This window comes from Bacillus sp. JZ109 (assembly GCF_053903135.1).
Map to the genome: position 1 here is coordinate 445,098 of NZ_CP096388.1, position 22,509 is coordinate 467,606.

At 43.6% G+C, this 22,509-nt stretch carries 26 protein-coding genes and 1 pseudogene; 16 read left to right on the plus strand and 11 right to left on the minus strand.

What is annotated here, in order from left to right; genetic code table 11:
• Positions 1-69 precede the first annotated feature (69 nt).
• Both M1D94_RS02350 and M1D94_RS02355 read left to right on the plus strand, forming a co-directional pair.
• Positions 70-471, plus strand: a complete 402-nt coding sequence (locus M1D94_RS02350; protein WP_003227734.1) for an Rrf2 family transcriptional regulator — start codon at positions 70-72, stop codon at positions 469-471.
• Between the two features lie 67 nt (positions 472-538).
• Positions 539-1,180 carry an NAD(P)-dependent oxidoreductase gene (locus M1D94_RS02355; protein WP_072173783.1) on the plus strand — a complete coding sequence of 214 codons (642 nt, stop codon included), beginning with the start codon at positions 539-541 and terminating at the stop codon, positions 1,178-1,180.
• A gap of 34 nt (positions 1,181-1,214) precedes the next feature.
• Here the strand turns inward: M1D94_RS02355 and M1D94_RS02360 are convergent, their stop codons facing one another.
• Positions 1,215-1,598, minus strand: coding sequence for a DUF5362 family protein (locus M1D94_RS02360; protein ID WP_072173784.1), 384 nt, complete (start codon positions 1,596-1,598; stop codon positions 1,215-1,217).
• A gap of 144 nt (positions 1,599-1,742) precedes the next feature.
• On the opposite strand from M1D94_RS02360, the gene mta reads away from it, so the two are divergent.
• The gene (mta, locus tag M1D94_RS02365) at positions 1,743-2,516 is read left to right on the plus strand and encodes a transcriptional activator Mta (RefSeq protein ID WP_015483809.1); all 774 of its coding nucleotides are present in this window, start codon (positions 1,743-1,745) and stop codon (positions 2,514-2,516) included.
• Between the two features lie 23 nt (positions 2,517-2,539).
• Here the strand turns inward: mta and cls are convergent, their stop codons facing one another.
• Positions 2,540-3,988 (minus strand): cardiolipin synthase, encoded by a 1,449-nt coding sequence (gene cls / locus M1D94_RS02370; RefSeq protein ID WP_003243311.1) that lies wholly within the window; start codon positions 3,986-3,988, stop codon positions 2,540-2,542.
• 242 nt (positions 3,989-4,230) lie between these two features.
• Between cls and M1D94_RS02375 the strand changes: the two genes are divergently transcribed.
• Entirely contained in the window at positions 4,231-4,665 is a 435-nt protein-coding gene (locus M1D94_RS02375; RefSeq protein WP_003244359.1) for a DUF5392 family protein, read from the plus strand.
• Here M1D94_RS02375 and M1D94_RS02380 read toward each other — a convergent pair.
• The 3 genes from M1D94_RS02380 to M1D94_RS02390 form a co-directional block, all read right to left on the minus strand.
• Positions 4,662-4,793, minus strand: a complete 132-nt coding sequence (locus tag M1D94_RS02380) for a hypothetical protein (RefSeq protein ID WP_017696029.1) — start codon at positions 4,791-4,793, stop codon at positions 4,662-4,664. The two genes, M1D94_RS02375 and M1D94_RS02380, sit on opposite strands and share 4 nt — an antisense overlap.
• Positions 4,794-4,951: 158 nt before the next feature.
• Complete coding sequence (locus M1D94_RS02385) at positions 4,952-5,470, minus strand: DUF5362 family protein (RefSeq protein ID WP_041850429.1); 519 nt, start codon at positions 5,468-5,470, stop codon at positions 4,952-4,954.
• Complete coding sequence (locus M1D94_RS02390; protein WP_072173812.1) at positions 5,467-5,958, minus strand: GNAT family N-acetyltransferase; 492 nt, start codon at positions 5,956-5,958, stop codon at positions 5,467-5,469. The genes M1D94_RS02385 and M1D94_RS02390 overlap by 4 nt, the downstream gene beginning before the upstream one ends.
• Positions 5,959-6,098: 140 nt before the next feature.
• Between M1D94_RS02390 and spoIIQ the strand changes: the two genes are divergently transcribed.
• Both spoIIQ and M1D94_RS02400 read left to right on the plus strand, forming a co-directional pair.
• Positions 6,099-6,971, plus strand: coding sequence for a stage II sporulation protein spoIIQ (gene spoIIQ, locus M1D94_RS02395; protein ID WP_014481160.1), 873 nt, complete (start codon positions 6,099-6,101; stop codon positions 6,969-6,971).
• A 111-nt stretch (positions 6,972-7,082) separates the two neighbouring features.
• Positions 7,083-7,505 (plus strand): annotated as a pseudogene (locus tag M1D94_RS02400) (VanZ family protein).
• Positions 7,506-7,545: 40 nt separating this feature from the next.
• On the opposite strand, the gene bcrC reads toward M1D94_RS02400, so the two are convergent.
• The 3 genes from bcrC to amtB all read right to left on the minus strand — a co-directional run bounded on the left by bcrC (position 7,546) and on the right by amtB (position 9,885).
• Complete coding sequence (gene bcrC / locus M1D94_RS02405) at positions 7,546-8,127, minus strand: undecaprenyl-diphosphate phosphatase BcrC (protein ID WP_015714854.1); 582 nt, start codon at positions 8,125-8,127, stop codon at positions 7,546-7,548.
• Positions 8,128-8,308: 181 nt separating this feature from the next.
• Positions 8,309-8,659, minus strand: coding sequence for a P-II family nitrogen regulator (locus tag M1D94_RS02410; RefSeq protein ID WP_003221829.1), 351 nt, complete (start codon positions 8,657-8,659; stop codon positions 8,309-8,311).
• Positions 8,660-8,670: 11 nt separating this feature from the next.
• Positions 8,671-9,885: an ammonium transporter AmtB gene (gene amtB / locus M1D94_RS02415; RefSeq protein WP_015251031.1), complete on the minus strand. Its 1,215-nt coding sequence runs from the start codon at positions 9,883-9,885 to the stop codon at positions 8,671-8,673.
• A 281-nt stretch (positions 9,886-10,166) separates the two neighbouring features.
• Between amtB and M1D94_RS02420 the strand changes: the two genes are divergently transcribed.
• The 5 genes from M1D94_RS02420 (at position 10,167) to M1D94_RS02440 (ending at position 15,904) form a co-directional block, all read left to right on the plus strand.
• Complete coding sequence (locus M1D94_RS02420; protein WP_072173785.1) at positions 10,167-10,631, plus strand: hypothetical protein; 465 nt, start codon at positions 10,167-10,169, stop codon at positions 10,629-10,631.
• A 183-nt stretch (positions 10,632-10,814) separates the two neighbouring features.
• Positions 10,815-11,384 carry a hydrolase gene (locus M1D94_RS02425; RefSeq protein ID WP_038829842.1) on the plus strand — a complete coding sequence of 190 codons (570 nt, stop codon included), beginning with the start codon at positions 10,815-10,817 and terminating at the stop codon, positions 11,382-11,384.
• Positions 11,384-12,742, plus strand: coding sequence for an MFS transporter (locus tag M1D94_RS02430; RefSeq protein ID WP_424934947.1), 1,359 nt, complete (start codon positions 11,384-11,386; stop codon positions 12,740-12,742). The genes M1D94_RS02425 and M1D94_RS02430 overlap by 1 nt, the downstream gene beginning before the upstream one ends.
• A gap of 178 nt (positions 12,743-12,920) precedes the next feature.
• The gene (gene pucI / locus M1D94_RS02435; RefSeq protein WP_014481153.1) at positions 12,921-14,393 is read left to right on the plus strand and encodes an allantoin permease; all 1,473 of its coding nucleotides are present in this window, start codon (positions 12,921-12,923) and stop codon (positions 14,391-14,393) included.
• 104 nt (positions 14,394-14,497) lie between these two features.
• On the plus strand, positions 14,498-15,904 hold the full coding sequence (locus M1D94_RS02440; protein WP_424934898.1) for a right-handed parallel beta-helix repeat-containing protein: 1,407 nt from the start codon (positions 14,498-14,500) through the stop codon (positions 15,902-15,904).
• Between the two features lie 91 nt (positions 15,905-15,995).
• Here the strand turns inward: M1D94_RS02440 and M1D94_RS02445 are convergent, their stop codons facing one another.
• Positions 15,996-17,186, minus strand: a complete 1,191-nt coding sequence (locus M1D94_RS02445; protein WP_003227769.1) for an MFS transporter — start codon at positions 17,184-17,186, stop codon at positions 15,996-15,998.
• Between the two features lie 21 nt (positions 17,187-17,207).
• Positions 17,208-17,621 carry a MarR family winged helix-turn-helix transcriptional regulator gene (locus M1D94_RS02450; protein WP_003227771.1) on the minus strand — a complete coding sequence of 138 codons (414 nt, stop codon included), beginning with the start codon at positions 17,619-17,621 and terminating at the stop codon, positions 17,208-17,210.
• A 224-nt stretch (positions 17,622-17,845) separates the two neighbouring features.
• On the opposite strand from M1D94_RS02450, the gene M1D94_RS02455 reads away from it, so the two are divergent.
• The 5 genes from M1D94_RS02455 to flhP all read left to right on the plus strand — a co-directional run bounded on the left by M1D94_RS02455 (position 17,846) and on the right by flhP (position 21,236).
• The gene (locus tag M1D94_RS02455; protein ID WP_010886628.1) at positions 17,846-17,956 is read left to right on the plus strand and encodes a protein usd; all 111 of its coding nucleotides are present in this window, start codon (positions 17,846-17,848) and stop codon (positions 17,954-17,956) included.
• Between the two features lie 14 nt (positions 17,957-17,970).
• Positions 17,971-18,252 carry a sporulation transcriptional regulator SpoIIID gene (spoIIID, locus tag M1D94_RS02460; RefSeq protein ID WP_003221804.1) on the plus strand — a complete coding sequence of 94 codons (282 nt, stop codon included), beginning with the start codon at positions 17,971-17,973 and terminating at the stop codon, positions 18,250-18,252.
• A gap of 165 nt (positions 18,253-18,417) precedes the next feature.
• A complete protein-coding gene (gene mbl, locus M1D94_RS02465; RefSeq protein ID WP_003227776.1) occupies positions 18,418-19,419 on the plus strand; it encodes a cell shape-determining protein Mbl in 1,002 nt (333 codons plus the stop codon).
• Positions 19,420-19,581: 162 nt separating this feature from the next.
• Positions 19,582-20,394 (plus strand): flagellar hook-basal body complex protein FlhO, encoded by an 813-nt coding sequence (gene flhO, locus M1D94_RS02470; RefSeq protein ID WP_032727034.1) that lies wholly within the window; start codon positions 19,582-19,584, stop codon positions 20,392-20,394.
• A gap of 32 nt (positions 20,395-20,426) precedes the next feature.
• The gene (gene flhP, locus M1D94_RS02475) at positions 20,427-21,236 is read left to right on the plus strand and encodes a flagellar hook-basal body complex protein FlhP (protein ID WP_014478212.1); all 810 of its coding nucleotides are present in this window, start codon (positions 20,427-20,429) and stop codon (positions 21,234-21,236) included.
• A gap of 22 nt (positions 21,237-21,258) precedes the next feature.
• On the opposite strand, the gene rapD is transcribed toward flhP, so the two are convergent.
• The gene (gene rapD, locus M1D94_RS02480) at positions 21,259-22,323 is read right to left on the minus strand and encodes an aspartate phosphatase RapD (RefSeq protein WP_021480787.1); all 1,065 of its coding nucleotides are present in this window, start codon (positions 22,321-22,323) and stop codon (positions 21,259-21,261) included.
• Positions 22,324-22,509 lie beyond the last annotated feature (186 nt).

Here is a 22,509-nt window from a genome sequence, read left to right on the forward strand (position 1 = left end):
TTAGTGTATATTAGATGTTGACAAACGAATCAAATGTAACTATTATAGTTACAACGGTGGTGAAAAAACATGATTAACAGCCGTCTTGCTGTTGCCATTCATATTTTATCCCTCATCTCGATGGATGAAAAAACATCTTCAGAAATCATTGCAGACAGTGTCAACACGAATCCGGTAGTTGTGCGAAGAATGATCAGCCTGCTGAAAAAAGCTGATATTCTCACATCACGCGCCGGGGTGCCGGGTGCAAGCCTCAAAAAAGATCCTGCTGATATTTCTCTTTTAGAAGTGTACCGGGCTGTCCAAAAGCAAGAAGAACTCTTTGCGGTTCATGAAAACCCGAATCCGAAATGTCCGGTAGGGAAAAAAATTCAGAACGCTCTGGATGAAACGTTTGAAAGTGTGCAAAGAGCGATGGAAAATGAACTGGCGAGCAAGTCATTAAAAGATGTTATGAATCATCTCTTTTAATCAAAAGGGATGACTTCTCACCGCTAACATGTAACTAAAATTGTTACAAATAAGGAGGAAATGAAAAATGAAAATTGGTATTATAGGCGCAAGCGGGAAAGCGGGAAACGAGATTTTGAAAGAAGCGAAAAAAAGAGGCCATGAAGTGACAGCCATCGTCAGAAACGCTTCAAAAGTGCAGGAGCAAGACGTAGCGATTTTGGAAAAAGATGTGTTTGAACTGACTGCGGAAGACATCAAGCCTTTCGACGCGGTCGTAAACGCTTTTGGAGCAGCACCCGGCCAAGAACATCTTCATGTTGAAGCAGGAAGAGAACTCATCAGCATTTTAAAGGACGCGAAGCACACAAGATTGCTTGTTGTTGGCGGAGCGGGAAGCCTGTTTGTTGATGAAGCCAAAACAACCCGTTTAATGGATACGCCGGAATTTCCGAAAGAATATTTGCCAACCGCATCAAATCAAGGCGAGAACCTGAAAGATTTGCAGCAGACAGACTCCATTTCCTGGACGTTCCTCAGTCCTGCGGCATTTTTTGATCCAGCAGGAAAACGGACTGGCTCTTACCAAAAAGGAAAAGACAATGTCATCGTAAATGCAAAAGGCGACAGCTATATCAGCTATGCAGATTATGCCATTGCCGTGTTGGACGAGCTTGAACATCCCGAACACAAAAATGAACGCTTCACAGTGGTAAGCGAAGCGGAATAATAAAAAACCCGGAGCCAGCTCCGGGTTTTTCTCATTAATAAGTGCTGTACGTATCGCTGAAAAGGCCGTCAGCAATCCCAAGCATTAAAAAGATGAAGAAGGCGATAATCGCAAGAATGGATACAGCAATGCTTACGATCAAATAAATCCCTTGCATCTTTACGAATTTCGCGTAATTCTCCAGCATTAAGTCTTCAGACTGTCCGCTATTGTATTCAGCCATTTGGCCTGCTTCCCTAGCTGACCTCATCAAAAAGATACCGGAAATAATTTGCAGTACGCCTGGCACGGCACCGATTAGAAAAAAGAACGCGCCTGAAAGCGCGGTAATTGCGCCCATAATAATAAATAAAATGCCTGTAGCTTTTCCCCATTTCGAAATACTGATGAGGGTTTTGTTCATTGTTTCAGGATTCATGTATACTGGCTCCCCTTTACAAAAAAATACTCACTTTTCTTTTATACACTATTTGTGAGAAGTTTTGTATATAGTAAATAACATTTTGGGGATTGACCCTAACGTTGCGTGATTGTTTACGATAAAAAAGAGGAGGTGTTATGTATGAAATATCAAGTTAAACAAGTGGCGGAGATATCAGGTGTTAGCATTCGGACGCTTCATCACTATGACAATATTGAGCTTCTGAATCCTTCAGCGCTTACTGATGCTGGGTATCGTTTGTACAGTGACGCAGACCTGGAAAGACTGCAGCAGATTTTATTTTTCAAGGAAATCGGGTTTCGTCTGGATGAGATTAAGGAGATGCTGGATCATCCGAATTTTGACCGGAAAGCGGCACTTCAGTCGCAAAAGGAGATATTGATGAAGAAAAAACAAAGAATGGATGAGATGATTCAAACAATTGACAGGACGCTTTTGTCCGTTGATGGAGGGGAAACGATGAATAAGAGGGATTTATTTGCCGGATTAAGCATGAAAGACATTGAAGAGCACCAGCAGACATACGCTGATGAAGTCAGAAAGCTGTATGGAAAGGAAATCGCAGAAGAAACAGAGAAAAGGACATCTGCATACTCGGCAGATGATTGGCGCACGATCATGGCTGAATTTGATTCGATTTACAGACGAATTGCGGCGCGAATGAAGCATGGGCCCGATGATGCAGAGGTTCAGGCCGCAGTGGGGGCATTTCGCGATCATATTTGCCAATATCATTACGATTGCACCCTCGACATTTTCAGAGGACTCGGGGAAGTGTATATCACTGACGAGCGATTTACCGATTCAATCAATCAATATGGAGAAGGTCTTGCCGCTTTTTTGCGGGAGGCAATCATCATTTACTGTGACCATCAGGAAAACCCCCGGCCGTAAAGGCCGGGGGTTTTTGGCGCATCTTATAAGATCGGCGACAACAGCCGCGAGACGGATTCTTTTATTCGAATCCACAACGGGCGCTGCAGATACTCCTCATAGGTGAATTTTCTGGATACTAGCAAATCTTCTTTAAAAGTTGAAACCAATTTTTTAGCAATGGTGATATCGTATATAAATGCATTAACCTCAAAATTCAGCCTGAAGCTTCGGACATCAATGTTGGCTGTGCCGACTGACGCGATTTCGTCATCCACCACAATGGTTTTCGCGTGAATAAAGCCGTTATCGTAAATATAGACAGTGGCTCCGGCTTTCAGCAGATCGCCGATATACGAAAGTGTCGCCCAGTATACAAAGGCGTGATCGGGCTTGTTCGGAATCATAATGTTAACGTCAATGCCCGAAAGGCAAGCGATCCTTAAAGCATCCAGCAGGCTTGCATCTGGGATAAAATAAGGTGTTTGTATCAAAATGGAACGCTTGGCGTTTGAAATCATTTTGATGTAGCCATTTTTAATTTGTTCCCATTCCGAATCAGGGCCGCTTGTGACAATCTGCATCCCGACGTTGCCTTTTGGGCCGTAATCAGGAAAGTGATTTGGAATATATGTCAGCGTATGGTGATGAGAAGCTTGGTTCCAGTCAAGGATGAACCGTGTTTGGATGGCGTGCACGGCCGTTCCTTGCAGCCGGATATGCGTATCCCGCCAATAACCGAATTTTGGATTAAGCCCTAGATACTCATCTCCGACGTTAAAGCCTCCGACATAACCGGTCATACCGTCTATGATCACAAGCTTTCGATGGTTCCGGTAATTCAGCCGCAGGTTAATCGGCCTGAGCTTTGACGGGAAAAAGACCTCCACATGCCCGCCAGCCTCGCGAAGCTCTTTAAAAAACTTTTTTCTCAGCGTTCTGGACCCGAGTTCATCATAAAGCACTCTGACCTGAACACCTTCTTTCGCCTTTTGGATGAGAGCGTCCCGCAATTTTTTGCCTAATTCATCGCCTTTATAAATATAATACTGTAAATGGATATGATCCTTTGCCTTTGAAATGTCACTCAGCAGCCGCTGAAATTTATCCCGTCCATCTGTAATGACGTCAACTGAATTATCCTCTGTAAACACAGCATGGTTATTCATAATCAGCATATAAATTAAATCTTTGTTATCAAAGGTTGCCCGGTTGTTAAACTGGAATTGCTTGGTTTCTAAATCTTCAAGCTGATGCTTCAGCAGCCTTTCAATTCCAATCTTTTTCCGGTCTTCCCATTGAAACAAATGCTTGCGTCTGAGATTATGGCCGAATAATAAGTATAAAATAAAGCCTAAAACGGGAATAAAGAAAAGAACAAGCAGCCACGCCCAAGATGCACTGGCATCGCGCCGTTCTTTGAAGATGACAATGATGGCCAAAAGAATATTTAAAATGAAAAAAAGTGATAAAAGGATGGAAGAAATACTCACTTTGTAACCCCGCTCATTCATATTTATCAAGAAGATTGCCATTAGTATTCCATGAATAACAGTGATCTGATTCCCATTACAAATTATAACACTCACATTTTAAAAGAATAAAGAGCGGCGATCCAGATTCTTCGTGAAAAATACGGGCAGATTTCTTTAAAACCAGCTTGCACCTGCGTTAAAATAAACACATATGATAACGTTCGTGAAGCTTGAAACATCAAATAAAGGGGGAGGATTACATGAACTTTTACAGAGTCGAACAAATGCCGGGGTTCATCAAAACAGAAATGCAAAAAATTCAAAAGGCCGTACAGCCTTTCATGAAAAAAACCGTCATTTACCGTTTTCTTGCTATTCCGCTTGCTGCATTCTCTCTCTTTAATTTAGCTGCTTTTCTATTTCATGCTTCAGCTGACAGGGAGTCCCTGATCAGCGCAGGCATATTCGCCCTTTTGGCGGCGCTCGGGCTCGCATTTTTTAAAGAGGCAGGCTATCAGCATAAACAAATCCAAAAAACGGTTCACATCTATATGCTGAACAGGATCAAAAAGAGCGAAATCCTTTCAGAAGAGCGGAAAAGCTCCTACGCACGACAAATAAAGGAAGAGCCTTTTGCGATGCGGAGTTTTGTTGAATTTTTGACTGAGGAAGACAGACGCAAAAAAATGTATTAAAGAAGAGCTGCACCCGGATTGTTGAGATTTTCCAGACGATCCGGGTGTGTTTTTTTGCATGCAGATACCCGAAATAAAAAGTGCGGTTTCGGATTGATTCCGACTTCATCCGTTTTTTTGATATTCATTTCAGGGTAACAGCGTTGCTTTGTTGATTTCCTCTACTAGAGATGTCTATTGTATGCTTGCTTCAGGATTTGGTGTTTACGCCGGCCTGCTTTGAATAGTCAAATAAAATAGGCATGGTTCCGTTTATATGGAACTCATGCCCTGTCCTGACTCATCATTATTCAAACACCGGATCATCCTCATAATAATAGGAATCCGGATCTTCATACGTATCGGTGTTTTCATAAGCGGCTATGCCGATAATCACCAGCAAGAAAATGGCCAAAATGATGCCAATCAGTCCCATGGCGATACTGGATGCTGCGTAAAACAGCTGCATTTTAATAAACGTTCCATAGTTCTCAAGCATGCTTTCACCCGCGGCGCCGGTAAGAGTTCCGTCGGCTTCCGCGGCTGCTTTTGCTGAGCGCATCAAAAATACGCCTGAAATAATGAGCAGTACGCCCGGGATGGCGCCAATCACTGTCATCAAGGCGGTCAGAGTGACCAGCGATCCCATAATGATTAACAAGATGCCAGAAATTTTGCCCCACTTGGCAATGTCGGATAGCGACTTGACAGCGGAGGCGCTCAGCTGGCGGGTCTCCTGTTCAACAGGTGCAGTCTCCTGTTCAACAAGGCTATTTTCTTCATTATGATTTTCAATTTCGTTTTCATCTTTATCCAGACTAATCATGAAAGCTCTCTCCCTAAAATTTTTAAATCGTATCTTTTCCCGTCCATTTCGGCGATGCCGGGGAATAGTCCCCATTCTGCAAACCCGTGCTTTTCAAACAGCTTCAGGCTTGGTTTATTATGCCCGAAAATGAAGGCCATAAGTGAGCGGATGCCAAGATTCGGGGCAATGCGGAGCGCTTCTTGAAGCAAATATGATCCAACACCTTTGCCGCGGCATGCTTCGTCAATGTATATGCTGACCTCCGCTGTTTTATTATAGGCTGGCCTTCCATAAAATGTTTCAAAGCTGATCCAGGCAGCGACGTTTCCGTTTTCATCCTCGGCCACATAGAGCGGACGTGCCTCTGTATGTCCCGAAAACCATTCCATCCGGTCTTCAGGAGTTACCGGTTCGGTATCGGCTGTTACCATTCGAGAAGCAATCGTTGAATTATAAATCGCCACAACAGCCTCTAGATCTTTATTTTCAGCAAGGCGCAATGTCATGTTCATACGTTTTTGGCACTCCTCTCAAAAAAATACATATTTTCGTTCAGTCTGTGCAAACTACATCTAAAAAAGTTTTTTTGGATAGGTTGTATATATTTTCAGAAAAGTGTTCAGAATGTTGCTGAGGTGATGAAACAATGAGAGAGGAAGAAAAGAAAACTTCTCAAGTCAAAAAACTTCAGCAGTTTTTTCGTAAACGCTGGGTGTTCCCTGCAATTTACTTAGTCAGTGCGGCCGTCATTTTAACAGCTGTCCTTTGGTATCAATCAGTATCAAATGATGAGGTAAAGGATCAGTTGGCTGATAACGGCGGAAACTCCGCATATGACAACAACGACGATGCAGTTGAAGTAGGAAAGTCAATGGAAAATGTCGCAATGCCGGTTGTTGATTCTGAAAACGTTTCTGTTGTGAAAAAGTTCTATGAAACCGATGCCGCAAAAGAAGAGAAAGAAGCAGCACTCGTTACCTATAATAACACGTACAGCCTAAGCAAAGGAATTGACTTAGCTGAGAAAGACGGAAAAGATTTCGATGTCTCTGCTTCTCTGAGCGGTACGGTTGTTAAAGCTGAAAAAGATCCAGTGCTGGGATATGTTGTGGAAGTAGAACATGCCGACGGTTTATCGACTGTGTATCAATCTCTTTCCGAAGTAAGCGTTGAGCAAGGTGACAAAGTAAAACAAAATCAAGTGATCGGAAAATCTGGCAAGAACCTTTACAGTGAAGACAGCGGAAACCACGTGCACTTTGAAATCCGTAAAGATGGGGTCGCAATGAATCCGTTAAACTTTATGGACAAACCAGTTTCTTCTATTGAAAAAGCAGCAGCTGCTGAAGAAAAAGCTGCCACCCAAGAAACAGAAGAATCCATTCAGCAATCTTCCGAGAAAAAGGACGGATCAACTGAAAAAGGAACAGAAGAAAAATCCGGTGAGAAAAAGGATGATTCAACTGACAAATCTGGTTCTAAAGAAAGCAGCACAACAGAAGACACTGAACAGTCTTAATGAAGAAAACGTCTATCCTTGTGATGGGCGTTTTTTTTCTGTTACTTTTTGCTTTGTTTTACCGTCTATGTTGTTACATGTAGGCACGTACGTTATAAAGGAGGTTATGTCATGAACCGCCTATTGCTCGCAGGCTGGATCTTTTTTATCCTGCTTTCTGTCTGTACGGAAAGCTTCAGCGGCATGGTCGTATCGTAAACGGTGGCTTTTCATTTTCAGCCGCACCCTGATCTGTCTCAATTTTTAGTTATGGATTTTACTGAGCTTACTGTACCTGAAGCGTTTATTCAAAAAATCGGACACGCGTTTTCCTTCTTTGTGCTGACATATTTGCTGTGGAAACAGCGGGGCAGCATAAGATCAGCTGCAGCCGGCTCATTTGCGTTTGCTTTTTTCACAGAAGTTCTTCAGCTCTTCTTCAGCAGGAATGGTTGTATCCGGGATGTGCTCATCGATGCTGTTGGAATTGGGTTGTTTTATGGTTTATATGTGTTGGCGAAGCGAAGAAAACAAGAGATGTATGAGAAATATTAAAGCCGGCTGTCTTGATTTCAGACGCCGGCTTTTGTCTTTCTTAGAAATTTTGATCGGTTGGTTTTTTCGTCAGTTTATTGATGATGGCTTCATAGATCCTCACGATCAAATCGACGAACGGGCGAAGCAGATCTGAAAATCTAAAGAAAAGGAACCCGATAATGATGGCGACAACGAGGCTGCCCAATACATCTACCGGATAGTGATGTCCCACCCAAATTCTCGAAAAGCCTGTCAAAAGCCCAAAAATGACAAGCGGCCAGCCGATTTTGCGGTTTCTGAAAAGCATCGCAATAGAAATCGCTAATGCACCTGTCGTATGGTCACTTGGAAATGAAGCATCCGCAGCATGCGGAATCAGTGTATGCACTGTATGCGCAACGAACGGGCGCGGTTCGAAATAAACAAGCGTAATCAAATAGTTGATCACAAGGCCTGCAATTCCTGTGATGCCTGCGTATAGCACATGTTTTCTGCTTTGTGTGTTCCCAAACAGCCAGATTGCCAATAGGATAAGGGCATAGGCGACAATGGCATATTCCGTGATGAAGACCATAATGGAATCGAGAACTGAATTGTGATGAGATAGTCCATGGATTGCTTTAAAAATTTCGTAGTTCAAATAATCACCTTTTACATTTTTATATTTAGTAGACTAATCTTACTCATGAAAAGTTTCAAATAAAAATAGAGATTGTCTGAAATAACGGCGCTTGAAGAGAATTCGAAGAGGAATCGCGGTTTCTGGGGGGATTCTGTGCACAAAAAAAAGAGATCCGGAGTGTCCGAATCTCGTACCGATATTAAAGTGCTTCAGGTCCTTCTTCGCCTGTGCGGATGTTGATCGTATTGCTGATTTCATAGACAAATATTTTACCGTCACCCGGTGATCCCGTTTTCAGCACCCTTTTAGCGGTCTCTGTCACTTGATCAACAGGAACCTTGCTGACCACGATTTCTATTTTTAAACGCTCGTATACATTGCTTTCTATTTTTACCCCTCGATAGAGCTCCGTATGTGCTTTTTGAAGGCCGCAGCCGTGTACATTGGAGAAAGTCAGAGAGGTCACTCCGATTTTTCCGAGTTCCTGCTTCAGCTTTTCAAAATTTGCCGGACGCGTTACAATTTCTACCTTGAACATTTGACCGCTCATAGCGTCACTCCTCACATAGAATCTTGATATGCTTTTTCCCCGTGCATCGTTAAGTCAAGCCCAAGTGACTCTTCTTCTTCAGTTGCGCGAAGGGGAAGGAAGAGGCTTACAAATTTAATAATAACGAAAGTGACAATAAATACAAAAACATAAGTGGCGGCGATGGCGACGATTTGTTTCCAGATTAAGCTTGCATCACCGTAAAATAACCCATCTGCGCCCGCTGAGTTAACAGAGGTTGTTGCGAATAATCCTGTTGCGATTCCGCCCCATGTGCCGCCGATCCCGTGCAGGCCAAAGGCGTCAAGCGCGTCGTCGTATCCGAATTTCTTTTTAAGCGAGAATACTCCCCAGAAACAAACTGCCCCGCCGATGATGCCGATAATAATAGAAGCGAACGGTGTGACAAATCCGGCAGCCGGCGTAATGGCGACAAGCCCGGCGATTGCGCCAGATACCGCTCCGAGCATTGTCGGTTTTTTGTTAATGATCCATTCTACTAAGATCCAGCCGGCGATCCCGGCTGCAGCCGCGGTGTTTGTGTTGATGAACGCGTACATGGCTACACCATCTAAAGTCAAAGCGCTGCCGACGTTAAAGCCGAACCAGCCGAACCAAATCAAAGCTCCTCCTAAGAAGGTGTAAATGAGGTTATGCGGAGAAGACGCTGTACCGTCTTTCCGTTTGCCGAGCACAATGGCAAGAACAAGTCCTGCCACACCGGAGGAAATATGAACAACATTGCCGCCAGCAAAATCGAGCGCTCCAAGCTGGCCGATCCAGCCGCCGCCCCATACCCAGTGCGCTACGGGTGTGTAAACCAAAGAGGCCCATAAAACCGAGAATAAAAGAAAAGCGCCGAATCGCATCCGCTCTGCGAAAGCCCCGGAAATAATCGCTGTAGTCAGAACGGCGAACGTCATTTGGAACATCATAAATAACGAGTGGGGGATGGTATCGCTGTAATCTCCCGGATCAAATCCGACCCCTTTGAGGCCGGCCCACTCCAGCCCGCCGATGATTGAATTGCCTGGTGCGAAGGCAAGTGTATATCCGAACAGCACCCAAACGATGGAAACGATGGCAATGGAAGAGAAACTGTGCATGGCAGTGCTCAGCACATTTTTGCTCTTTACCATTCCTCCATAAAATAACGCTAATCCCGGGGTCATCAGCCACACGAGTAAAGCGCAAAAGAACATAAAAACTGTATCGCCCATTTGCATGTCTCATTCCTCCGTATCTTTCAGAATAAAAAGCAATTATTATATTTCTTCATTATAGAGAAAAAAGAATGATAAAACATTTTCATGTAAGATTTCCTAACATGGTTTTTAAGAAATGTTATCGAGGGACGGAAAGAAAGGAGAACGACATTTTTTACGATATAAGACTTTGTATCTATAAAAGAAGTTATTCATATGAGCTGAAAAGGGAATTGACATTAATTAGAATACTATATACTGTATTAAGTGTACTATATCAAATAATACACTGAGGGGGATGTATGATGAAGAAAGGCGGCAGGCTGAGGAAAGCGGTACGCAAGTCGATTCCCGCGACGTTCCGATTGTTTTTAGCCTTTAATTTTTTCGTGTACGGTCTGGCGAAAGTGGTAATTGGCCAGTTTGGCGAGGTGACGCCTGAAATCGAGGCGGCTGCCGGGAAGGGGTTTACGATCGCGTGGACATTTTTCGGTTATTCTCATGTCTATGAACTGTTTATAGGTTTTGGTGAAATCCTGGCAGCTGTTTTATTACTGATTCCGCGAACGGCTGCATTAGGGGCGGTTATTTTTATGCCCATTATTGTGAACATCGTCTTGATTAACTATTGTTTTGATATTGGCGTGCAGGATCTTAGCACGATATTAATGGTTATGTGTCTTATCCTGCTTTGGATGGACCGCCGCAAATTCATGGGCATTTTCAGGCAGGAACCGATAGACAGCAGGCAGGTGATGAAGCGATGACGCCCCTTATGATTACAGTGCTTGCCGGTTTGTTCGTATGCACAACCTGTTACTACTACATAAAAGAAAAATCATGAGAAAACGTTCCTTCTGAGAATTTCACAAGCATCATAAAAGAACTTAGGCAGTGTGAAGAGTAAAATATGCAATGTGAGAAACACTAACAGTATCAGGAGGGAACGTATGATGAATACACTCAACATTGATTTTCAAAAAACAGCATTGGTTATCATTGATTTACAAAAGGGGATTGTGCCGATTGATCAAAGCGGCCAGGTTGTCCCGAACGCGAAAAAGCTCGTAGATGAATTTCGGAAACATAACGGGTTCATCAGCTTTGTAAATGTAGCCTTTCATGATGGAGCGGACGCCCTGAAGCCGCAAACGGATGAGCCTGCGCAGAGAGGTTCAGGGGAAATGCCGGCGGACTGGGCCGAATTTGTTCCCGAAATCGGCGTGCAGGATGGCGATTATACTGTGACAAAACGGCAATGGGGTGCTTTTTTTGGCACAGATTTAGACTTGCAGCTGAGACGTCGCGGCATTGATACGATTGTATTGTGCGGCATCGCAACGAATATCGGGGTGGAAAGCACAGCACGGGAGGCATTTCAGCTTGGCTATCAGCAGATTTTTATTACAGATGCCATGTCCACATTTAGCGATGAAGAGCATGAAGCCACACTGCGCTTTATTTTCCCGAGAATCGGTAAATCGCGGACAACGGAAGAGTTTCTGGAACAAGTGAAATGATGTTATCGAAAAAAAGCCGGGCTGTTTTTTTAACAGCTGTGGCTTCGGGAACAATGCTGAATCCGCTGAACTCGTCTATGATCTCTCTTGCGCTCCATAGCATCCAGCATGAGTTTCACCTCTCGTTTACAACGGTTTCCTGGCTGATTTCCTCGTTTTACTTGGCGAGTGCCGTAGCGCAGCCCGTAACGGGAAAGCTCGGTGATTTGATTGGGCGGAAACGCTTGTTTTTATTCGGGCTTATTCTTGTTGCGGTTTCTGCCATCGGGGCGCCGTTTGCGCCGACGTTTATGACATTATTGGTCATGCGGCTGTTTCAATCGGTGGGGAGCAGTGCGATTTATCCGTCAGGTGTCGGCTTGATTCGGAATCATATTCATGAGCGCCAAGCTTCAGCCTTGGCTGTACTCTCTATTTTTGCGTCCGCCATGACGGCGCTGGGGCCGACAGTCGGCGGGTTTTTGATTGTATGGGGAGGCTGGCCGGCGATCTTTATCGTTAATTTGCCGTTTATTATCCTCAGCTTCTTATTGGGCCTGTATATGTTCCCGAAAGATCAGAAAAAAGGGGCAGGAATCAAAACCATTATTCGGCAGCTCGATATTCTTGGAATTGTTTTATTTGCCGGGGGAATCATTTTCCTTCTATCCTTTTTGCTGTCGTTCAGCACGTCGCCGCATGCGGTTGAAGGTGTGCTTGGCTTGCTTCTGCTCTGTGCGTTTGTCTGGCGCGAGCTGAAAACGGATAAGCCGTTTATTGATGTCCGTCTGTTTAAAACACAGCGAAACCTGTCAGCCGTGTATGTTCAGTTTATTTTATTGAATGTTTTCTTCTATTGTTTATTTTTTGGTTTGCCAAGTTACTTTCAGGATGAAATGCATCTTTCTGTTCAAACGAGCGGCCTGATTATGCTGTTTATGTCTGGAATGAGCATCGTTGTGTCACCTCTAACTGGCAAATGGATCGACCGATCTGGTGTCGTCAAGCCGATCTTTGCCGGAGCGCTTTTGATGACGGCTGGAGCCGTGCTCTTAACCATCTTTTTTATCAATGTCCAGATCATCGGTAAAGGGCTCATTCTGTCGCTCTTGGGTATAGGCTACGGACTGGGCAATGTCGCGCTTCAGGCAGCGATGCTGGAAACGAGTCCTTCCAACATGGTAGGAACGACTTCAGGCCTGTTTCAAACCTGCCGTTACCTAGGATCGATTTTGTCTTCGGTGATCCTTGGCATTCTTTTTGGTAAAGAAATCACGGCAGCCCATTTTGATATGATGGGAATCATTATGATCATAGCGGGCGGAGCAAGCCTGTTAATGGCTGTGAGATTTGCTGCATTAATGAAAACTGCATCTTAAGAAAGAGATGGGCTCTGAGGTCTGTCTCTTTTTCTTGTTTAAGCTGTTCAAATACAAACGGGAAAATTGTATATCATAGCCAGTGTTATTGTCTGACTCTTCAGTTATATTAAGTGACATCTAATGTCAAAAAACATAACGTGATGACATATAGACAATATGGAAAGGGGAGCCGGCTATGAAATTAAAAGAGAGTCAGCAGCAATCCAACAGGCTGAGCAATGAAGATCTGGTGCCTTTGGGACAGGAAAAACGGACGTGGAAAGCAATGAACTTTGCCTCCATTTGGATGGGATGTATACATAACATACCGACCTACGCGACGGTGGGAGGATTAATTGCGATCGGCCTTTCGCCTTGGCAGGTGCTGGCGATCATTATTACGGCATCACTTATCCTATTTGGCGCTCTTGCCTTAAACGGCCATGCGGGGACAAAATACGGGCTGCCGTTTCCAGTGATCATTCGGGCTTCTTACGGGATATACGGCGCGAATATCCCCGCGCTTCTAAGGGCATTTACAGCTATCATGTGGCTTGGCATCCAGACCTTTGCGGGTAGCACGGCACTGAACATTTTGCTTTTGAATATGTGGCCAGGCTGGGGAGAAATTGGCGGCGAGTGGAACATTCTCGGCATTCACTTGTCCGGTTTGCTTTCCTTTGTATTCTTTTGGGCTATTCATTTACTCGTATTGCATCACGGCATGGAGTCGATTAAACGTTTTGAGGTGTGGGCAGGGCCTTTAGTGTATCTGGTATTTGGCGGCATGGTATGGTGGGCCGTTGATATTGCCGGAGGATTGGGCCCGATATACTCTCAACCAGGAAAGTTTCATACGTTTTCAGAAACATTCTGGCCGTTTGCTGCCGGAGTTACTGGCATCATCGGCATCTGGGCGACATTGATCTTAAATATACCTGATTTTACACGGTTTGCTGAAACACAAAAAGAGCAAATCAAAGGACAATTTTACGGCTTGCCGGGAACGTTTGCGCTGTTCGCATTCGCCAGTATTACGGTGACATCCGGCTCGCAGGTCGCGTTCGGAGAGCCGATTTGGGATGTTGTCGATATTTTGGCGCGGTTTGATAACCCTTATGTCATCGTCTTGTCCGTGATCACGCTCTGCATCGCCACGATCTCTGTAAATGTCGCGGCGAACATCGTATCGCCCGCTTATGATATAGCGAATGCCCTGCCGAAATATATCAATTTCAAACGTGGCAGCTTTATCACAGCGTTGCTCGCTTTATTTACGGTTCCATGGAAGCTGATGGAGAGCGCGACAAGCGTGTATGCGTTTCTTGGCTTAATAGGCGGCATGCTTGGACCGGTGGCAGGCGTGATGATGGCCGACTATTTTATCATTCGCAAACGTGAGCTCTCGGTAGATGACCTGTATTCCGAAACAGGACGGTATGTGTATTGGAAGGGCTACAATTACCGTGCGTTTGCAGCCACAATGTTAGGGGCGCTGATTTCGCTGATTGGCATGTATGTTCCTGCATTGAAGAGCTTATACGATATATCTTGGTTTGTAGGTGTACTAATCTCCTTTCTTTTCTACATTGTTCTGATGCGTGTTCACCCGCCTGCATCATTGGCAATTGAAACGGTTGAACATGCGCAGGTCAGCCAGGCTGAATAAGATCTATTTAGACGGTATATTTTCATATTTTTGAATGGTTTTCCATAAATAGAACATTTATAATGGTTTTAGAAATCTATTCTAAAACGAAATGGGAATCGAAAATGAGAAAATGGTATTTTATTCTTTTGGCGGGTGTTTTAACGTCTGTCATCCTCGCTTTCGTTTATGATAAGACAAAAGCGAATGAGGAAGGATCTGGGGATTATCTGTATGTTTCGCCAAATGGCAGTGATCAAAATGAAGGAACAAAAGAAAAGCCGTTTCGTACATTGGCACACGCATCTGAGAAGGCTGCTGCCGGCACAACTGTCATGATTCGGGAGGGCACGTATCATGAGACCCTTGATGTAAAGCACAGCGGTACGGACGGAAAGCCTATCACATTCCGAAACTATGAAAATGAAAACGTCGTGATTAGCGGTGAATCCGTTACGGACGCTGAATATGAAACACCGCTTATTCGTATTCACGATAAACATGACATTGCCATCAGCGGTTTAACAATTCAAGATCTTTCTGTTTCATCTGAGGAAGCAACTGCTATAGGGATTTATGTATCAGGGTCCAGCAGTCATATCGCCATTAAGGATAATCACATCCGGGGGATTAAGACAACAGCGGATGAAGGAAATGCTCACGGAATCGCAGTTTATGGGACTGGCAGCATGAAAGACATCCGAATCGAGGACAATACAGTTGAGAAACTGACGCTTGGAGCGAGTGAAGCAGTTGTGCTGAACGGTAATATCGACGGCTTCACAGTTGCAGGCAATGTGGTCCGCAACAATAATAACATCGGGATTGATCTAATTGGTTATGAGGGAACCGCGGATAAAAACGATTACGTGCGAAACGGAGTCGTAGAAAACAATACAGTTTATCAAAACTCGACTTACGGCAATCCTGCTTATGGAGATGAATACTCAGCGGGCGGGATTTATGTCGATGGAGGACACGATATCGAAATTAAGAACAACACAGTTTACGATAACGATATTGGGATTGAAGCAACGTCTGAACACAAAGGAAAGTATGCAAATGCCATTCAGATCACTGACAACAAAGTGTACAACAATGCGTACACCGGTATTTCAATCGGAGGATATGACAAAAAGCGGGGCGGCACCAGCAATTCTCTGATTGCCCGCAATATTATGTACCGGAATGACACAAAGGGACTGTATGGCGGACAGCTGCTGCTGCAGTACGATACGAAAAACAACACAATTGAAAAGAATATATTGACCGCCGGTGATTCCAGATTATTTATCGGAAACGATTTTACAGAAAATGAAGGAAATACGGTCAATCATAACGTGTACCACAAGGAAGCGGATCAAGACGGCATATGGATGTGGAAAAAGAAAGAATATGATTCATTCTCTTCGTATCGAAAAGCAACAAAAAACGATCAGCAATCCATTTATGCCGATCCGATGTTTCGTGATGAAGCGTCCTATGATTTTTCGTCAGATCCTGATTCACCTGCGCGGCCTGTCATTGAATAATTGCTATAAGCGGCGTTCTCTCGTTCAACCGAGAGGGACGCCGTTTTTTATATGCAAAAAAGACTGCCGGGATTTCCCGGCAGCCTGAAATTTATTCTGCAATAGACACTTTTCCTTCAGCCTCTGCAGGTTTTTTCTGGCTCCACGTATAGAGAAGCAGAGCAATTAAAACGAACAGCCCCGCTGTTAAATAAATGGCAGAGAAGCCGGCAGATGCTACAAACAATCCGAATACATACGATCCTACAGCAATTCCGCTGTCAAAGAAGGTAAAGAACGTTGCCGTTGCAAAACCGGAGCGGTGAGCCGGAGATTTCTGAATCGCCAATGTTTGCATGCAAGGAACGATTGATCCGTAGCCAAGACCGATAACCGCCCCTGAAAGCAGAAGCATTAAGCCGCTATGTGTGAAGGACAGCATGCAGAGTCCAACAGAGAAAATCAGGATTGATGGATAAATGACAATGCCCGGTCCGACTTTGTCGAACAATTTCCCTGTGAACGGGCGTGCAATCATCATTGTCACCGCAAAGCAAACAAAGAAATATCCGCTGATATCCGAAAGGTCAACTGATTTGGCGAATACAGACAGATATGATGTGACTGTTGAATAACAGAAAGAAATAAACAAACCGACCGTCGCAATTTTGAGTGCGCCCTTTTCAAACATATCCGAGAACGCAAAACGGAATACAGTCGTGCCGCTGTCCTTACTTTGCGGCACTTTTATCAAGAACGAAACAAGTAAGCCCGCAACCATAAACAGCGCAAAGGCTGTAAAGAATACAGGAAAGCTTACCACTCTCATCAAATTCAGACCAAGGAAAGGCCCGATCGCCATAGCGAGGTTCATAGACATGGCAAAGTATCCAAGCCCTTCACCGCGCCGTTTGGCTGGAATAATATCAGCGGCAATTGCACCTGTAACAGTCGTTAAAATGCTGAACCAAATTCCTTGGAAGAACCGCAATCCGAGCAGCAGGGAAAAGTTATGAATCGGCATATACAGAAAAGATGATAGGGCGAAGAGCGCCATTGATACAATCGCCATTCTTTTCTTCCCGAAACGCTCAACGATGGCTCCGGAGAAAGGCCGTGTAATGATCGCAGACAGAAGGAACAGGCTGATTAAAAGCCCGCCTTGTGATTCTGTGCCGCCAAGCTCTTGCAGTGTATAGATCGGCAATACAGTTAAAAATGTATAAAAGAACACAAACACAAATAAATTGACAAGCAGGACCATAATAAAATCCTTGGTCCATATCGCATCCGCTTTTTTCAAATGTATGTCACTTCCTTATTTTCATTGTTGTAAAAACATGCGGAATAAATGAGAAAAAGCTTCTTTATCTTCATCCCGGAAATCTGCAAGCAGCTCTTCCTCGAATTTCAGCATTTTCACATTGATTTCTTCGTATTTTTTCTCGGCTTCTTTTGTGAGGACAACAAGTTTTTCCCGTTTGTCTTCACCTTGCCGTCTCTGAACCCAGCCGTTCTCCTCCAGGCGTTTGATCGTCCGAGTCACAGTCGGCGCTTCCACATTTAAATAGGACCAAATCTCTTTTTGAGTCATTGGTCCGATCGTACGCAAACAATATAAAACTGACCATTGAGATGAATAAAGGCCGAATGGCTCTAGCTGTTCATTGGCTTTCTTGGCAATCAGGCGGGCGCTTTGGTTGATTTGATGAATGAGGTGTCTGTTGACGTAGGACATGTCGGTCTCCTTCTAAAAAACTTACCTAAGTAACTAATTGCTTATTTCATTTTACAGGAGCGATCAATAGTTGTAAAGATGAAAATTTAGTGACGCGAAATAGTTTGCTGAATCTGAAAAAGTTCGTTTCACCCCTTGTCCTTATTGAGTTTTTAGCATATTCCCAAAAGAATGCTAATACACTGTTACAAACCTAACAAAGAGAGTGTTTGAGGTGAGGGATCGTGGGCATATTTCACAAACTTACTTTTAAAACCATACAACGAAGAAGCGGCATAATGAACGACTCTTTACAGAATACGGATCTCATTTCACACTTCTCACATCCATTTTAGGGAGGTCGAGTGGTGTGCACGATTACATCAAAGAGCGAACAATCAAGATAGGGAAGTACATCGTGGAGACAAAGAAAACCGTTCGTGTCATTGCGAAGGAATTTGGTGTTTCCAAAAGTACAGTACACAAGGATTTAACAGAGCGTCTGCCTGAAATTAACCCCGACTTGGCAAACGAAGTGAAAGAAATACTCGATTATCATAAATCCATCAGGCATTTAAGAGGAGGAGAAGCGACAAAGCTCAAATATAAAAAAGATGAAATTCTCGAAGGAGAGCCTGTTCAGCAATCGTAATCACCTGGCATTGCCTTCTTGAAATCGTTCATAAAACATCCGCAAAAATTTGTAAAGAACTTATTGTGCTTCCAACTTTTTTTCTATATTTTATGATAATATATATAATTAGGGCACAATGTGGATATTTACTGTGAAACAGATTTTCAAGGAGGATATAAATAGATGTTTGCAAGGGATATTGGTATTGACCTCGGTACTGCAAATGTACTGATCCATGTTAAAGGTAAAGGAATTGTTCTGAATGAACCTTCCGTTGTTGCACTTGATAAAAACAGCGGCAAAGTGCTGGCGGTTGGCGAAGAGGCAAGACGAATGGTTGGACGTACACCTGGGAATATTGTTGCGATTCGCCCGCTGAAAGACGGAGTTATTGCTGACTTTGAAGTAACAGAAGCAATGCTGAAACATTTTATTAACAAGCTGAATGTAAAAGGCCTGTTCTCAAAGCCGCGCATGCTCATTTGCTGCCCGACGAATATTACATCCGTTGAGCAAAAAGCAATTAAAGAAGCTGCAGAAAAAAGCGGCGGGAAACATGTGTACCTTGAAGAAGAACCTAAAGTTGCCGCTATCGGCGCGGGTATGGAAATATTCCAGCCAAGCGGTAACATGGTTGTAGACATCGGAGGCGGGACGACGGATATCGCGGTTATTTCAATGGGCGATATTGTCACCTCCTCTTCTATTAAAATGGCTGGGGACAAGTTTGACATGGAAATCTTAAATTATATCAAACGCGAGTACAAGCTGCTGATCGGCGAACGTACTGCGGAGGATATTAAGATTAAAGTCGCAACTGTTTTCCCAGACGCACGTCACGAGGAAATTTCCATTCGCGGACGGGACATGGTTTCCGGACTTCCAAGAACAATTACAGTAAACAGTAAAGAAGTTGAAGAAGCCCTTCGTGAATCTGTCGCTGTTATTGTTCAGGCTGCGAAACAAGTGCTCGAAAGAACACCGCCTGAACTTTCTGCTGATATTATTGACCGCGGCGTTATTATTACCGGCGGAGGCGCGCTCTTAAACGGCCTTGACCAGCTGCTTGCTGAAGAGCTGAAGGTACCGGTCCTCGTTGCTGAAAATCCTATGGATTGCGTAGCCATCGGCACAGGTGTCATGCTTGATAATATGGACAAGCTTCCTAAACGCAAACTAAGCTGATTTCACAAACCTCATTCTGAAAAAGAATGAGGTTTTTTTATGAAAAAGCCTTCACGAAAAGATGTTAAATGACGATAATAGGATAAAATACTGAGTTTTTATTATAGAACGAACGTTCCTATATGACAACTGGAAAAAATGCCATTTTTAGAGGTGGGAAATTTGTTAAAAGGATTATATACAGCAACATCCGCAATGATTGCCCAGCAGCGAAGAACGGAAATGCTTTCAAATAATATTGCTAACGCAAATACATCAGGATATAAAGCTGATCAAGGCTCTATGCGCGCGTTCCCTGAGATGCTGCTCAGCAGAATAGAATCAAAATCTCCGGCCGGGACATCAAGGACGGAAATCGGTTCCGTGAATACCGGAGTATATATGCAGGAGCTCAAGCCTCTCTTTACACAGGGAAGCCTGAAGTCCACAGACCAGCCTACAGACATTGCATTGATCGAAAATCAAGTTCCGATGAATGCGGAAACCAATGAAAAAGCTGCTCTTTTTTATCCGGTTCAAACAGCGGATGGAATCCGTTATTCAAAAAGCAGCACATTTTCACTAAATGAAAACAATCAGCTGACGATCAACGGACGCCCTATTTTATCGACGGATCGCCAGCCAATCACTGTTGATAATGAGAATTTCACTGTGTCTGAAAACGGTACTGTGACAACGAACGGACGCACAGCCGGCCAGATTGATGTCAGAATGGCGGAAGATGTCCGCAATCTCAAACGGGACGGAAATGATTTGTACAGCACGGCGGACGGTAATGATCTGCCAAGCGCAGCCGGAAATAATCAGGTAGCCTATTCATTAAAACAAGGCGTCTCAGAGCTTTCAAACGTGGATGTGACAAGCGCCTATACAGAAATGACTGAAGCGTACAGATCGTTTGAGGCGAATCAGAAGGTTATTCAGGCTTACGATAAAAGTATGGATAAAGCAGCAAATGAAATTGGAAAAATTTAAGATAACGGAAGAAAAAACGGGGGACATCAACTATGCTCAGGTCAATGCTAACGGCATCAACAACCTTAAACCAGCTGCAGCAGCAGATTGACACAATCAGCAGCAACCTTTCAAACAGCAACACAACCGGCTATAAGGCAAAAGATACGAATTTTTCTGAGCTTGTCAGACAGCAATTCGATCAGGTTGATGAAAAAAACGAGGAAGTGGCAAAAGCCCGAAAAACGCCGCCCGGCTTGCGCCTTGGCGTCGGAGCGATGATGAATTCACGTCTGGTCTCTGATCAAGGAAGCATTCAGAAGACCGATCGCGATCTGGATATCGCATTTACGTCTCCATACCAGTATCTTCAGGTAAATGTAAATGGAAACCGCCAGTATACGAGGGACGGGGCGCTGTATGTAACGCCGTCCGCTGCGAATGCCAACCAGCTGCAGCTTGTCACTGGAAATGGGTATCCCGTACTTGATGAGAACGGCAATACAGTGAACATCGACAGCTCAATGAAGAATATCACCATCAATAAGAACGGCACCTTAACCGCATCTGACGGAAACGCGGTTCAGCGGTTTAATCTTGGCGTTGTCCAAGTGAATAACCCTCAAGAGCTGAAATCCGAAGGGAATAACCTTTTCTCTATTGATAATGCGGCAGCTTTTGAAGAGCTGAACGGCGCTAATAGACAAAACATCGGCATGCAGCAGGGCTCACTTGAGATGTCCAATGTCGATATTTCAGAACAAATGACAGATTTGATCACGTCCCAGCGTTCATATCAGCTGAACAGCAGAACGATCACAATGGGAGATCAAATGCTCGGTTTAATCAATTCAGTCAGATAATAAGAAAATGGGCGTTTTTCAATCAGCCGCGCATGATAAAAAAAGCGGCTTTTTCGAAATCGTCCTTTTTTTTGTAGTATTCCGTAATATCTTCTAACAGCACTTCTAAATCCACCCACGCCTCGATTTTTTCTAATTCAAGCACATATTCGAGCAACTGCTCATAAGGGTCTTCGGCTGATGTGTAGAGGGCTTCAAGCGTTTTTAATTTTAAATAAATGGTTTGAATGTCTACCTTTTCAGATAATTCTTTTCCTTTATGAAGGACGGCTTTAGCTTCTGTGATGTTCCCTGTTTTAAAAAGCGCTCTGACAGACTCGTACACACAATGAAGATATGAGACTGGTGAATTCATTTCAAATTCTTGATTCTTTAATACTTTTCTAAAGTAAAGAAGCGCTTCCTGGTCTTTTTTCTCGGTCGCTTTTAAAAAGCCAAGGTTATAATAAGCGTGGCATAGCAGGTTTTCGTCATGTAGTTGCTGGGTTTTCTTAATGATTTCTTTGAAAAGCTGTTCAGCTTTTTCATAGCGTTCTTGATCAATATAATTCACGGCGAGCAAAAGTTTACAGGTGATTACCTTTTTGATATAGCCGAATTGGTGCAAATAGATGTGTAATGCTTTTTTGACGTATTGGATGGAAAGCGGCGGTGATTTCATCAAGTAATAGGCGCCGGCGGTTTGATAATATAAATCAGCGGCTTCAAACGTATTTTGAATGGCGGCCAGGTACTGTTCAGCTTTTTTAAAATGATGTACTGCATGTTTCGGAGCTGTTTTTACCATCTCGTATAACCCAGAGAAAAAATACAGATAATATTTCAATTCATCATCCATTTTGTCTTCCAGGCCATATAGGTCATCGAACAATGAATCGAGTCCGTTCTGGTTTTCAAAAAGCAGCTGATGGCGGGCCTGAAACAATTGATAACGCATCCAAAGTTTTGTGTTTTTTTTGATCTTCGGAAGGTGCTGGTCAATTTTCTCTTTCAGTGTGCAAACGTGATTCATTTTGCGTTTGCTCATTGCGGAATACCACTCGTCTAACATGTTTAGCATTCTTTTTTCAATAAACTTCGAAATCATTTTCCTACCTCTTTGCTATTGGTAAAATCTATAATTATCATATCATAACTTTTGACGGCTCTCATTGACAGTTGGTTACATTTTAGCGCGGTTGAAAAAGAGATTAATTCATAATATACTTTTCAAATGTACAGATTGGATCTTTGATGATTGCTATACATACTAATGCAGATGAAGGAGATGTCA